This is a genomic window from Variovorax fucosicus (assembly GCF_030316825.1).
GTDB classification, from domain to species: domain Bacteria; phylum Pseudomonadota; class Gammaproteobacteria; order Burkholderiales; family Burkholderiaceae_C; genus Variovorax; species Variovorax fucosicus.
Map to the genome: position 1 here is coordinate 1 of NZ_JASZYU010000006.1, position 13,534 is coordinate 13,534.

Annotated in this window: 12 protein-coding genes; 7 read left to right on the plus strand and 5 right to left on the minus strand. The window is 68.2% G+C overall.

What is annotated here, in order from left to right:
• Positions 1 to 382 precede the first annotated feature (382 nt).
• Together QTI05_RS26915 and QTI05_RS26920 are read left to right on the plus strand one after the other, a co-directional pair.
• Positions 383 to 3,586: an efflux RND transporter permease subunit gene (locus QTI05_RS26915; protein ID WP_286624891.1), complete on the plus strand. Its 3,204-nt coding sequence runs from the start codon at positions 383 to 385 to the stop codon at positions 3,584 to 3,586.
• Positions 3,583 to 5,022 (plus strand): efflux transporter outer membrane subunit, encoded by a 1,440-nt coding sequence (locus QTI05_RS26920; protein WP_286624890.1) that lies wholly within the window; start codon positions 3,583 to 3,585, stop codon positions 5,020 to 5,022. Before QTI05_RS26915 ends, QTI05_RS26920 begins: the two co-directional genes overlap by 4 nt.
• Here QTI05_RS26920 and QTI05_RS26925 read toward each other — a convergent pair.
• The gene (locus QTI05_RS26925) at positions 4,965 to 5,150 is read right to left on the minus strand and encodes a hypothetical protein (RefSeq protein WP_286547050.1); all 186 of its coding nucleotides are present in this window, start codon (positions 5,148 to 5,150) and stop codon (positions 4,965 to 4,967) included. The genes QTI05_RS26920 and QTI05_RS26925 overlap by 58 nt on opposite strands.
• Before the next feature lie 158 nt (positions 5,151 to 5,308).
• On the opposite strand from QTI05_RS26925, the gene QTI05_RS26930 reads away from it, so the two are divergent.
• From QTI05_RS26930 to QTI05_RS26950, 5 genes are read left to right on the plus strand one after another with little or no spacing between them, the layout of a single operon-like run.
• Positions 5,309 to 6,460: a porin gene (locus QTI05_RS26930; RefSeq protein ID WP_286624889.1), complete on the plus strand. Its 1,152-nt coding sequence runs from the start codon at positions 5,309 to 5,311 to the stop codon at positions 6,458 to 6,460.
• Positions 6,461 to 6,497: 37 nt separating this feature from the next.
• Positions 6,498 to 7,001, plus strand: coding sequence for a sensor histidine kinase (locus QTI05_RS26935; RefSeq protein ID WP_286624888.1), 504 nt, complete (start codon positions 6,498 to 6,500; stop codon positions 6,999 to 7,001).
• A 40-nt stretch (positions 7,002 to 7,041) separates the two neighbouring features.
• On the plus strand, positions 7,042 to 8,598 hold the full coding sequence (locus QTI05_RS26940; RefSeq protein ID WP_286624887.1) for an ATP-binding protein: 1,557 nt from the start codon (positions 7,042 to 7,044) through the stop codon (positions 8,596 to 8,598).
• The gene (locus QTI05_RS26945) at positions 8,595 to 9,281 is read left to right on the plus strand and encodes a response regulator (protein WP_286547057.1); all 687 of its coding nucleotides are present in this window, start codon (positions 8,595 to 8,597) and stop codon (positions 9,279 to 9,281) included. The genes QTI05_RS26940 and QTI05_RS26945 overlap by 4 nt, the downstream gene beginning before the upstream one ends.
• A gap of 42 nt (positions 9,282 to 9,323) precedes the next feature.
• Positions 9,324 to 9,593, plus strand: coding sequence for a hypothetical protein (locus QTI05_RS26950; RefSeq protein WP_286624886.1), 270 nt, complete (start codon positions 9,324 to 9,326; stop codon positions 9,591 to 9,593).
• A 27-nt stretch (positions 9,594 to 9,620) separates the two neighbouring features.
• On the opposite strand, the gene QTI05_RS26955 is transcribed toward QTI05_RS26950, so the two are convergent.
• From QTI05_RS26955 to QTI05_RS26970, 4 genes are all read right to left on the minus strand, one after another.
• Positions 9,621 to 10,817: a porin gene (locus tag QTI05_RS26955; protein ID WP_286624885.1), complete on the minus strand. Its 1,197-nt coding sequence runs from the start codon at positions 10,815 to 10,817 to the stop codon at positions 9,621 to 9,623.
• A gap of 155 nt (positions 10,818 to 10,972) precedes the next feature.
• Complete coding sequence (locus QTI05_RS26960; protein WP_286624884.1) at positions 10,973 to 12,142, minus strand: ABC transporter substrate-binding protein; 1,170 nt, start codon at positions 12,140 to 12,142, stop codon at positions 10,973 to 10,975.
• Between the two features lie 83 nt (positions 12,143 to 12,225).
• Positions 12,226 to 12,606: a YciI family protein gene (locus QTI05_RS26965; RefSeq protein ID WP_286624883.1), complete on the minus strand. Its 381-nt coding sequence runs from the start codon at positions 12,604 to 12,606 to the stop codon at positions 12,226 to 12,228.
• The gene (locus QTI05_RS26970) at positions 12,606 to 13,529 is read right to left on the minus strand and encodes a VOC family protein (RefSeq protein ID WP_286624882.1); all 924 of its coding nucleotides are present in this window, start codon (positions 13,527 to 13,529) and stop codon (positions 12,606 to 12,608) included. The genes QTI05_RS26965 and QTI05_RS26970 overlap by 1 nt, the downstream gene beginning before the upstream one ends.
• Positions 13,530 to 13,534: the final 5 nt, after the last annotated feature.

Below are 13,534 nucleotides of genomic sequence, written 5' to 3' on the forward strand. Positions count from 1 at the left end.
GGTGCTCGCGCTTTGCGGGGTCTCGCAGAACTCGCTTCGCTCAAACAGCTGCGAGCCCTGATCCGCAAAGCGCTGCGCTCCTCGGCGGCGCAGAAGGGATCGGCCAGCCCGCACCGCACACCGGGCTTCGGGGTGGTGCGAAGGTCTGCGCATTCCGGATGCAACCCCTTCCGGTCCACGTCGGTGGGTGGTATGCGCTGGGGCGGCCGTTGAGGCACCGCCGAGCAGCGCAGGGGCAGGCGGATCAGGGCCGCGTGCTGTTTGAGCGAAGCGAGTTCACGCGGACCCCGCCTGACGCGAGCAGCGCAGGGCAGCCCGAAGGGCCGGTGACGTCGGCCGCCCCAGCGCATACCGCCCACCGACGCGCCCCGAGAGCAAACCGATGAACCTCTCGAGACCCTTCGTCGAGCGCCCGATCGCCACGGTCTTGCTGACCATCGGCATCGCGTTGGCCGGCATTGCCGCGTTCTTCGTGCTGCCGGTCTCGCCGCTGCCGAACGTCGACTACCCGGCTATTTCGGTCACGGCCAGCTTGCCCGGTGCCAGCCCCGACACCATGGCCAGCAGCGTGGTGACGCCGCTGGAGCGGCGGCTCGGCACCATCGCGGGCGTCAACGAAATGACGTCGAACAGCTCGACCGGCTCGGGCCGGATCAACCTGCAGTTCGACCTCAAGCGCAACATCGACGGCGCGGCGCGCGAAGTGCAGGCGGCGATCAACGCGGCGCGGGTCGACCTGCCGGCCACGCTGCGGCGCAACCCGACCTACCGCAAGGCCAACCCCGCGTCGTCGCCGGTCATCATCCTGGCGCTCACCTCCAAGACCAAGACACCCGGCCAGATCTACGACGCCGTGTCCAACATCGTGAGCCAGCGCATCTCGCAGGTGCCGGGCGTCGGCGATGTCGAGATCGGCGGCGGCTCGCTGCCGGCGGTGCGGATCGAGCTGCAGCCCTTTGCGCTCAACCAGTACGGCATCAGCACCGAGGACGTGCGTGCGGCCATCCAGGCCAGCAACGCGAACCGGCCCAAGGGCGCGATCGAGGGCGAAGGCCGCCGGCTGCAGATCTACACGCCGTCGCCGGGGCTGCGCGCGACCGACTACCGCTCGATGATCATCGCGTGGCGCAACAACGCCGCGGTGCGCCTGTCGGACGTGGCCAACGTGGTCGATGGCGTCGAGAACCGGCGCACGCTCGGCCTCTTCAACGGGCAGCCGGCCATCGTCGTGCTCATCACGCGCGAGCCTGGCGCCAACATCATCGAGACCGTCGACGGCGTGCGTGCGCTCATCCCCGAGCTGCGAGCCCAGTTGCCGCAGGACATCGACGTGCAGGTGGCCTCGGACAGCACCAACTCCATTCGCGCATCGCTGCGCGAGATCGAGTTCACGCTGATGATCTCGATCGTTCTGGTGGTGCTGGTGGTCGGGCTGTTCCTGCGCCGCGCGCGCGCCACCATCGTGCCGGCCGTGGCCACCGTGGTGTCGCTGCTCGGCACCTTCGGCGTCATGTACCTGCTGGGTTTCAGCCTCAACAACCTGAGCCTGATGGCGCTGACGGTGGCCACCGGCTTCGTCGTCGACGACGCGATCGTGGTGCTTGAGAACACCCAGCGCCACATCGAGGCGGGCATGGACAAGCTCGAGGCCGCGCTGCGCGGTGCGCGCGAGGTCGGCTTCACGGTGCTGTCGATCAGCCTGTCGCTGGTGGCGGTGTTCATTCCGCTGCTGTTCATGGACGGGCAGGTCGGTCGGCTGTTCCGCGAGTTCGCGGTCACGCTGTCGGCCTCGGTGCTGATCTCGCTGGTGATCTCGCTCACCACCACGCCGATGATGTGCGCCTGGCTGCTCAAGTCCGAGCCCAAGGTCGACCCCGATACGCCGCCGCGCAAGCGCGCCTGGCCGGTGCGCTGGGCCGAGGCCGGCTACGACTTCAGCCTGCGCACCTACGAGCGCAGTCTCGACTGGGCACTGGCCAGCAAGACCATCGTGATGCTGGTGCTGGTGGCGGTGGTCGGGCTCAACTACTACCTGTTCACGCACATCCCCAAGGGCTACTTTCCGCAACAGGACAACGGCCAGCTCAATGGTGGCTTGCGCGCCGACCAGAGCATCTCGTCGGCGGCGCTCGGCGAGAAGCTGAAGCAGGCGGTCGACATCATCCGTGCCGATCCGGCGGTCGACACCGTGGTCGGCTTCTCGGGCGGCAGCCGCGCCGGCGGCGGCTTCATGTTCGTCAACCTCAAGCCGGTGGGGCAGCGCGACGCGACCAGTCCGCAGGTCATCGCGCGGCTGCGCCCGCAGCTCGACAAGCTCACCGGGCTGCGCGTGTTCCTGGGCCAGGTGCAGGATCTGCGCATGGGCGGGCGCTCCAGCAACTCGACCTACCAGTACACGCTCAAGAGCGACAACCTCAAGGACTTGCGCACCTGGGTCGGCAAGCTCGCCGACCGGCTGAAGCAGGAAGATGCGCTCACCGACATCGACAGCGACCAGTCCGACAACGGCGTCGAAACCTATGTCACGGTGGACCGCGACAGCGCCTCGCGCCTGGGCCTGAGCTCGAGCGCCATCGACAGCTCGCTCTACAACGCGTTCGGCCAGCGCTCGGTGGCCACCATCTACGACGAGCTCAATCAGTACGCGGTGATCATGGAATGGGCGCCGCGCTTCATGCAGGGCCCGGTCGAGCTCAAAGACCTTTATGTGCCGACCGACCCGACGGTGACCAGCGGCAACGTGGTGGCCACGACCTCGGCCAACCCGGGCCTGCGCGGCGCCTCGACCGGTTCGCCGTTGAGCAACACGGCGACGACCATGGTGCCGCTGGGCGCCGTCGCGAAGATTTCGGAGCGCGCCATTCCCACCTCGATCTCGCACGACAGCGGCGAGTTGTCGAGCACCATCTCCTTCGACCTGGCGCCCGGCACCTCGATCGGCGAAGCGCGCGCTATCGTCGAGCAGGCCACGGCCGACATCGCGATGCCGATCAACGTGCGCGGCAGCTTCAGCGGCACGGCGGCGAGCGCGCAGCAGTCGCAGGGGCAGCAGGCGTTCCTGATCGTCGCGGCGATCGTGGTGATCTACATCGTGCTCGGCGTGCTGTACGAAAGCCTGGTGCATCCGATCACCGTGCTCACCACGCTGCCTTCGGCCGGCGTGGGCGCGGTGCTGGCGCTGCTGCTGTTCCGCATGGACTTCTCGATCATTGCGCTGATCGGCGTGTTCCTGCTGATCGGCATCGTCAAGAAGAACGCGATCCTGATCATCGACTTTGCGCTCGAAGCCGAACGCTCGCGCGGCCTGAGCGCGACCGAGGCGGTGCGCGAGGCGTGCATGCTGCGTTTCCGCCCGATCCTGATGACCACGATGGCTGCCGCGCTCGGTGCGCTGCCGCTCGCGATCGGTTTCGGGCAGGGGGCGGAGCTGCGCCAGCCGCTTGGCGTGTCGATCATCGGCGGGCTGATCGCGAGCCAGCTGCTCACGCTGCTGACCACGCCCGTGGTCTATGTGCTGATGGACAAGCTGCGCCGGCGTCCCGCCAACGAACAACATCTGGCCCGTGCTGCGGGCGCCGAAACATGACCCCGAATCGCATTCCCTTTTTGCGCAGCACGACGACGGCACTCGCACTGGCCGCGCTGCTGGCCGGCTGCGCGGTCGGCCCGACCTACGAACGGCCTGCCATCGCATCGCCGAGCGCCTGGAAGGAAGCACCGGCCGCCGAAGGCTGGCTGCCCGCCGCACCGGCCGACGCACTCGATCGCGGCGAGTGGTGGCAGCTGTTCAACGACGCGGGGCTGAACGAGCTGGCTGCACGCGTGCAGGTGTCGAACCAGAACATCGCGGCGGCCGTCGCCAGCTATGCGCAGGCGACCGCGCTGGTGCGCGAACAGCGCGCGGGCCTGTTTCCGACCGTCGGGCTCTCCGGCAGCGCGGGCCGCAGCGGCGACCGCACGGCTGGCACGTCCAGCGGCTCGTCGAGCGTCGGGCTCAATGTCGACTGGGCGCCCGATGTCTGGGGCCGGCTGCGGGCGGCCGTGGGGAGCGCGCAGGCATCGGCACAGGCGAGCGCGGCCGATCTGGCCGCGGCCCGCCTGTCGGCGCATGGCGAGCTCGCCATCAATTACTTCTCGCTGCGCGAGGCCGATGCCGAACTGGCCCTGCTGGCCGACACGATCGAAGGCTACGAGCGCAGCTACACGATCGCGCGCAACCGCTACGACGCCGGCATTGCGGCGCAGAGCGACGTGCTGCAGGCACAGACGCAACTCGTCAACACACGTGCCGAACGCGTGGCGCTGGAGCGCACGCGCGCCACGCTCGAGCACGCGATCGCGGTGCTGGTGGGCGCTGCACCGGCCGACTTCAAGCTTCCTCCACTCGCCGCATGGACACCGGCCGTGCCCGCCGTACCGCTGGGCGTGCCGTCGACGCTGCTGCAGCGCCGGCCCGACATCGCCGCGGCCGAGCGCGCCGTGGCGGTGGCCAATGCGCAGATCGGCATCGAACGCTCGGCCTACTTTCCAAGCCTCAACCTGAGCGGCTCGCTGAGCCGTTCGGCCAGCCGCGTGCAGGACTTGTTCAGCGCATCCAACACGCTGTGGTCGCTCGGCCTCTCGGCGGCGCAGGTGCTGTTCGATGCGGGTGCGATCGGTGCGCGCGTCGATTCGGCCAAGGCGGGGCACGAGGCGGCCGTCGCGCGCTACCGGCAGACCGTGCTGACCGCGTTCCAGGGCGTCGAAGACCAGCTCACCGCCACGGCCAGCCTGGCGCAACAGGAAGCGCTGCGGCGCGAGGCCTCGGTCGCGGCCGACAAGACCGAGCAGCAGTTGCTGAACCGCTACCGTGCGGGCCAGGTCAGCTACACCGAGGTGGTGACGGCGCAGGCATCGGCGCTGAACGCGCGCCGCACCGTGCTGCAGCTGGGGGTCAACCGCCAGGTGGCGGCGGTCGGCCTGATTCAGGGCCTGGGCGGGGGCTGGGACGCAGCCTGGCTCAAGGACGCCACGCCCGGCTGACCGCGCACGCGGCGCAGCACGCGCCCGCGCAGCACCGCGATCAGCGCGGCCACATGCGCCAGGAAGACGACCACGGCGGCTCCGATCATCAGCAGCAGGTCGACGTCTTCGCGGGTCAGGTCATTCATGGCCGCGATGGTCTTTGCCGATCCGGGAGGAATGTGGGAGACCTTGCGTCGACGGCCTCCTATTTGCCTCCGCATTCGCCGTTCAACATTCGCTCGCCGCCGCAGTGCAGGTGCAGTGCAGCGGTTCGATGCAATCCCTTGAACCCGGAGAAAACTGAATGAAACGAACCCTCGCGGCGATGGCCGCGCTGCTCGCTGCTGGCTTTGCCTCGGCGCAATCGTCCGTCACGCTGTTTGGCGTGGTCGACACGGCAATCAGCTACCAGTCGGCCACATCGCGCGATGCGCTCACGGGCCAGAGCTACAAGCAGAGCCAGTGGGCCCTGACCAACTCCGGCTACAACTCGAGCCGGCTCGGATTTCGCGGGACCGAAGACCTGGGTGGCGGCCTGGCGGCCAGCTTCTGGCTCGAAGCGCCGATCAGCTCCGACGATGGCGGCACCGGCCTGAACTTCAGCCGTCGCTCGACGGTGAGCCTGTCCGGCGGCTTCGGTGAAGTGCGCCTGGGCCGCGACTACACGGCCACGTTCTGGAACGACACCGTCTTCGATCCGTTCGGCACCAACGGCTCGGGCACCAGCGTGATCTCTTCGGTGAGCGGCAGCAGCAACCTGGCCAACCCGAAGTACGTGCGCTCCAGCAATACGGTGGGCTACTTCCTGCCGCCGAACCTGGGCGGCTTCTATGGCCAGGTGCAGTACGGCCTGCACGAGAACGTCGACACCAGCACCAGCAGCACGACCACCGCCTCGACCAACAGCAACGCGGGCCGCTATGTCGGCGGGCGCTTCGGCTATGCCAACGGGCCGCTGGACATCGCTGCGTCGTACGGCGAGAGCACCATCGTCGACACCAGCGCGCTGACCCGCAAGATCCAGACGGCCAACCTCGGCGCCTCGTACGACTTCGGGCCGGTCAAGCTGTTCAGCGAACTCTCGCAGGTGCGCAACAAGTTCGAAGGCGCCTCGCTGGCCTCGTACAACGACAACTACAACGGCTATCTGCTCGGCGCGACGGTGCCGGTGGGCGCAGGCCTGATCCGCGCGGCGTATTCGGCAGTGCGCTACGACGAAGGCGCGACGGGTCTCTACGGCGAGCGGCCGCGCGTGCAGAAGCTGGCAATCGGGTACGTGCACAACCTGTCGAAGCGCACCGCGCTGTACACGACGGTGGCCCGCGTGAACAACCGCAACGACGCGCTCTACACCGGCGCGCTGAGTTCGGCCATCACGACGGGCGGTTCGGTGGGCTACACGGGCATCCCGCGCTCGTCCACCGGCTATGACTTCGGCATCCGCCACGCCTTCTGACGCTCAGCGGCGCGCACGTTCCATGATGCCGAGTCCCTTGAGTCTTGCCATCGTCGCCAGTGCCGTTGCGGTGGCCGAACCGCGCGCCGCGGCCGACCTCGGGCAACTGCTGCTGGCGATGCCCGCTGCCTGCAGGTCGATGCTGCAGGGCAGGGGCATCGTGCTGGAGCATCGCCTGCCGGCGCACCCGCTCCCGGTGTTCGTGCAGCAGGAGGAGATCGAGCAACTGCTGATGCATGTGGCCCGGATCGCCTGCCGCGCACTGAAGAACGGCGGCACGCTGCAGGTGCTGGCGCTCGCCGATGGCGCCAGGGCCGCCGTTCACTTCATGGACGCCGGCCCCGATGCGTCGGCGCCCGGCCTGGCGCATCTGTTCGAACGCGGGGCGCGGGAGTCCGATGCGGGCGTGCGCCATTGCCAGCGTATCGCCAGCGCGCACAACGGGCGCATCTATGCGGCGCCTTCCGCGCTCGGCGCGCTGGGCATCACCTTCAGGCTGCCGCTGTGCACGCCCCCTTCTGCAGCGGGAGATCTGCGATGACGCTGTGCCGCAAAATGCGGCCCAGTGCCCGATTGAAACGATGTCCCGCCTGACCCTTTCCAAGAAGATATTCCTTGCACTGGCCACCTTGCTGCTGGGCGTTCTGCTCATCTTTGCAGGCTTCTCGATACTCGGACTTCAGCGCGGCCTCGGCCCCTATGTGGCAGAGATCGAGATCCGCCGCATGAACTGGCTGGTTCAACTGCTGAAACAGCACTACGCCACCAACGGCAGCTGGGAGAGGCTGCGCCGGGACGATGACGCCTGGCGTCGCTTGCAGATGGGCGACGCCGGCCTGGCGCAGCCCGATGCGAGCGGCAAGACCGACAGCCGTCTGCCTTCGTGGTACGCGCGCCGTCCGCCCTCGGACCGGGGCGGCGAGCCACCCTCGTGGCCGCAGCTGGACACCCCGCCTCCGCCGTTCGGGCTGCCGCCGCCCTGGCTCTTTCTCGGACTTCGCGAAGCGGCCGATTCCCTGGTCCAGCGCCTCGGCGTGGTCGACGCCAAGGGTGCGCCGGTGGCCGGCATGGTGAGCGACCCCAAGGCCTCGGCCCGGCTGCCGATCCAGCAGGGCCACGTCGTTGTCGGCTATCTGGTGCTGGCGCCGCTCGAGGGGCTGGAGAGCCAGGCCGACCGCGCGTTCGTCGCGCGCCAATCGGGCATCGTCGCGCTGACCGGGCTGGCCGGGCTTGCGTTCGCATTGGTGCTGTCATGGCTGCTGGCGCGGCGCTGGTTCAGCCCGATCGATGCGCTGACGCAGGCCGCGCAGGACGTGGCGCGCGGGCGGGCCGGCATCCGCGTGCCGGTGCACGGCTCCGACGAACTGGCCTTGCTCGGAAGCACCTTCAACGACATGGCCGAACGGCTCGACACGGTCGAGGCGAGCCGGCGCGTCTGGCTGGCCGACGTGGCGCATGAACTGCGCACGCCGCTCGCCGCCATGCGCGCCGAGATCGAGGCCCTGCAGGATGGCGTGCGCAGCTTCGACGACCGCACCGCACTGCGGCTGCACCGCCAGGTGATGCGCCTCGGCCACCTGGTGGACGATCTGCGCAGCAGCATGCGCGAGCCGCAGGATGCCTTGGCGCCCTTTGCGCCGACCTATCCGCTGGTGCTGTTGAAGGAGGCGGTGACGATGACGCGCGACCGCTTTGCCAAATGCGGCATCGAGGTGGATGCGACGGCCATCGAAGCCCTGGCCGCCAAAGCCCAGCCGATGGTGGAGGGCGATGCGCGCCGGCTGCACCAGGTGTTCATGAACCTGCTGGAGAACACGCTGAGCTACACCGACGCCAGCGGGCAACTGCAACTGGGCGCGCACACCGAAGCCATGGACGGCGGGCAGCAGCAACTGGTGCTGCAGTTCGACGACAGCGCGCCCGGCGTCACGGCCGAAGAGCTGCCACGCCTGTTCGAGCGGCTGTTTCGCGGCGAGGCATCGCGCAACCGCGAGACGGGTGGCTCGGGCCTCGGCCTGTCGATCTGCCGCGCCACCGTCGAAGAGCACGGCGGCACCATCGATGCGGCGGCCTCGCCACTCGGCGGCGTTCGCATCACGCTGACCCTGCCGCTCTTGAACAAGGCGGTTCTGCCATGACACGCATCCTCGTCGTCGAAGACGAAAAAGACATTGCCTCGGTGCTGCTCGACTACCTGCGGCATGCGGGCTACGAGGTCGACCATGCGGCCGATGGCCACGCCGCGCTCGAAAAGATGATCGCCACGCCGCCGGATCTCACCCTGCTCGACGTGATGCTGCCGCGCCTCGACGGCATGACCGTGCTGCGGCAGGCGAGGGTGCACACCAGCCATCCGGTCATCATGCTGACCGCGCGCATCGAAGAGGTCGACCGGCTGCTCGGGCTCGAGCTTGGGGCCGACGACTACATCTGCAAGCCGTTCTCGCCGCGCGAGGTGGTGGCGCGGGTGAAGGCGGTGCTGCGGCGCACCCAGGTCAGTGCCGGCAAGGCCGCCGATGCGCCGGCAGTGCCCCTGGTGCTGGACGACGCGCACTGGCGCGCCTCGCTGAACGGAATGCCGCTGAACCTCACGCGGCGCGAGTTCGGCCTGCTGCAGGCGCTCTCGCGGCACCCGGGCCGCATCTTCTCGCGCGCCAGGCTGCTGGAACTGGCCTACGACGACACGGCCGACGTGACCGAGCGCGCGGTGGACAGCCACATCAAGAACCTGCGCCGCAAGCTCGCCGTGGCGGCACCGTCGCACGACTGGATCCGTTCGGTGTACGGGGTGGGCTTTGCGTTCGAGGCGCCGTCCGACTGATCCTGCGCAATTTCTCCGAGATCGCCCGCCACACTCGGCCGCATGAAGACTACCGACTGGTTCGTGGCTGCCGTGATCGCCACCGCGCTCTCCGGCTGCATGGTGATGCTGCCCATGCCGCCACCGCCGCCACCACCGCTTTTTGCCGCCTGGGCTGACCCCGGGCCTGCACCGGGCATGCGCGAAGCCTGCCTCGGCCAGCCCGAGGGTGTGCGCATGCCGCTGCCCGGCCGCCACAGCGAGGTGTTGACCGGCGTTTGCGAACGCGGGCCGGACGGCCGCCTGCTGCTGCTGCCGGAGCGGGCGCGCTGACGGCAGCGCTGCTGCCCCGCTGGCACCTCAGAACGAGTGCCGCATCCCCAGCATGACCCCGGTCTGGGATCCGCCTGCGATCGGGTTGCTGCCGGCCGCACCGGAGCTCACAGACAGGGCCAGGCTGCCGTCGTTGGCGATATGCCCGACCGTCGCGTACAGCGCGGTGCGCCTGGACAGGTGGTAAGTGCCGCGCAGGGCGCCCAGGGTCGCGCTGTTCCGGCTGTTCTTGTAGCCGAGTCGGAAGATCTGCGCGTCGAGGGTCAAGGTCGGCAAGATGGGGTAGCTTGCGCCAACGTACCAGAGGTCGCTTCGGGGCGTCAGGCGATCGGCATCGTTGTCGCGCCGGATCAGGCCCGCAGAGAGTTGTCCCTGGCCCAGCTTCACATACCCGTTCGCCGAAATGCGTCGGTCTTTCAGCGCGCTGCTCACCAAGCCTGCAAAGGCGCCGGGACCGCCGCGGATTTCGTCGACGGCGAGGGCGGTGCCCCATGCGGCTGTGTCGTACTTCAGCAAGGCGGACCACTCACGGCAGGCTTTGCTGCTGGTGACACTTTCGCCGGGGCAGTTGGTGCCGGCCGGACTCGGCCCCGCATTCGCAGCGTCGCGCCCGAGGCTGTAGGAGGCCCCCAGCGTGAGGCCGCCGAAGGTGCCGCGGTAGACGATGGAATTGTCGGCGCGTGCGTTCGGGATGTAGGCGTCGAGCGAGCCGCTGCCATAGATGTTGGGGCCCAGGACGTCAGCGTCCAGGAGCGACCAGAACAGCATCGTGTACTGGCGCCCCACCGTCACCGTGCCCCAGCCCCCGGACAAGCCTACGAAGGACTGGCGCCCGAAGGCGCGCCCTCCCTGGTTCAGGCCGCCTGCGTCGGGCGCAAAGCCCGACTCGAGTACGAAGACACCGCGCAGGCCGTCGCCCAGATCCTCGACGCCACGCACGCCCCAGCGCGAGGGCAGGCTGCCCGTCAGCGACGGCATGCGGATCACGTGGCCGCTGCCCGGGCCGGGCCCGATGTTGTTGACGTATTCGACGCCTGTGTCGACCAGCCCGTAGAGCGAGACGCTGGAGGCCGACGCCGCGCGTGCGCGCGACTCCGCCTCCGATTGGGCTCGCCTTGCATCCTGGTCGGGTGCGGTCGCGGGCCCACTGACGCTGGGCGATTGCGCCCAGGCGCCCACTGCGAGCGCGCCGGCCGCGACGGCTGCGATCGATTTCTTTCTCATGGTGTGTCTCCTCATGGTTTGTCTCCTTGTGTTGTTGCGGGAAAAAAAGGGCGAGCGATGCCCACACCGATGCCTCGCACCGATGGCGGCCTGAAAAGGAAGGAAGGGAGGGAGGGGGCAGCCGGCGCCGAAGCGGCCGGCGCCAGGTCAGCGCGTCACTTGGCTACGCACTGCGATGCATAGGCGTCCGCATGCGACTGCAGGACGTTTTCCGCGAGCAATCGGAATCCCGGCTTGCCGGCCGCGTCCTTGGCGATCTCGAACACGTGATAGTTCTGCACCGGGAAGTTGTTGCCGCCGAAGCGGAACGCGCCGCGCACGGACTTGAACGGCGTGGTGGCAATCGCCCGCGCCAACGCCTTGCGATCGGAAGCGTTGCCCTTGAGCTTGGCAAGGGCCGCGTCGAGCACCATTGCCGCGTCGTAGCTGAAGGCCGCATAGGCGGAGGGCATGCGCGCATACTTTTTCTCGAACGCTGCGACGAACTGGCGCGACTCTGCGCCCGGGTTGCCCGGCGACCAGGTGTCGGCGGTGATGGCGCCGATGGCGGCGGTGCCCATGGCTGCGATCGATGTGCCCTCGATCGTGTTGGTCGTGTACAGCGGAATCTTGCCGAGCAGGCCCGCCTGCTGGTATTGCCGCACGAAGGTCACGCCGAGCCCGCCCGGATAGAACGCGAATACCGCCTCGGGCCGGGATGCGCTCACGCGCGTCAGCTCGGCGGAAAAATCCAGCTGGTTCAGCGGCGTGTAGATCTCGTCCGCGATCTCGCCTTTGTAGAAGCGCCTGAGGCCGGCGATCTTGTCCTTGCCGCCGACGAAGTTCGGCGTCAGCACGCTGATGCGTTTGACGCCCTTGTCCGTCAGGTATTTGCCCATGGCCTCCGCCGGCACATCGCTTTGCCACGAGGTCACGAAGAGGTTCGGCTTGCACTGCGCACCTGCCGAAGCCGACACGCCGGCGACCGAGCCGAGGAATGGCACGTCGGTCGCCGCAATCTTGCTTTGCAGCGCCATCACGACGTTGGCGAAGGTCAGCCCCGTCACGACATCGACCTTGTCTTTGTCGAGCAGCTTCGACACGGCGCCGAGCGCGACCTCCGGCTTTTGCTGGTCGTCCTCCTTGAAGAGGGTGGCCGGGGTGCCGCCGAGTTTCCCGCCCAATTGCTCAAGGGCAAGGTTGAAGCCGTCGAGTTGGTCGCGTCCGACATCGGCGGAAGGGCCGCTCAGCGTGGCAAGGAAGCCCACTTTCACGTCGGCATGGGATGCCGAGGCGACCAACGCGATGCAGAGGGCGAGAGCAGTGTGCTTGATTGTCTTTTTCATGGTGTCTCCTCACAGGTGGTTTTTGCGGTGTCAGCTCATCGTGGTTTCCAACTCGCCCAGGGCTTCGATCCGGATGCAGAGGCCTAGAAAAGATGGGCGGACTGATCGGACAACCGCACCGTGACGGAGAAGCCGCCCTCCATCAGCAGCCATTTCCGGACGTCGAGCGTCACCACGCCCTCTTTCACGAAGGGGTCGGACGACAGGATGTCCCGCGCATGGGAGGCCGACGTGGCGCGCACGATCGTCATGCCGCCGAGCGCACCGGGCGGACTGGCGTCGTCCGTGAAGGGGCCGGAGGCGAACAGTTCGCCGCGGCGTTCCGCCGCGATCATCCAGCGCAGGTGCGCCTCCAGCAGTTCAGGCGTGCGCGCTAGGTTGCCGGGCTTGCGCAGCGCAACGTAGAGCGGCTTGTTGAGCATGGCGCGCAGCAGTTCCTGCGCGCGCTCGTCGTGCGCGACCATCAATCACGCTCTTCGAAGTTCATGGGGAACTCCGGCGGCGGCGGAGTCGTCGCCCAGACGGCGGTCAGCTCTTGCGGCGTGACGTTCATGGCTTCCCAGCCGCTGTCGTCCTCGGGGATCACGTCGATGTCCCAGAAGTACTCGACCAGGCTGTTCCACGGATCGCGGATGTAGTGGAAGTAGTTCGAGCCGCCTACGTGCCGCCCGAGGCCGAAGCCGTCCTTGTAGCCCGCGCGCAGCAAAGTCTGTGCACCGACCTCGATCTCGTCGATGTCTGCGACCTCGAAGCTGAGATGGTGCAGTCCCGTGTGCGTGCTCTGGGCAAAGGCCACGATGTGGTGGTCGCCCCCCGCGCTGCCGCGCAGGAAGGCCAGAACGTCGCCTGCGCGGTCCGACACCTTCATGCCCAGCACCTCGGTATAGAACGCAACCGACCGATCCACGTCGGGAGAGAACTTGATCAGGTGGCCCATGCGCCGCGGCCGCGCCTTTTTCTGTTGCGAGGAGGGGTCGCATGCGCGCGTGCCGATGCGGCGGTAGCGTCCGGGCGCATTGATCTCGGCCGGCGCTTGCGCGTTCGACGGCAGCGGCTCGGCCACCTGCACGTTGAGCCAGTCGCCATGCGGGTCCCGAAACCAGATGCCCGCCATCGGCCCGAACGGGCTTTCGGCAATGGCCACGCCATGGCGTTCGAGATTTACGACCAGCGACGCCATGCTGGCCGCGTTGGTGCCGAGCGAGACATAGCTCAACTTCTTGCGTGCGCCGGGCATCAGGCGCAACAACTCCTGGGCACTCCCTTCGCAGCGGAAGACCAGGTCGTCGCCCGAGACCTGTGCCTCCAGGCCGAAGAGTTCGTAGAAGGCACGGCCGACCTCGAGTTCAGGAACGGTCATGCCCACTTGCAGTAACGAGCGGATCATCGTGG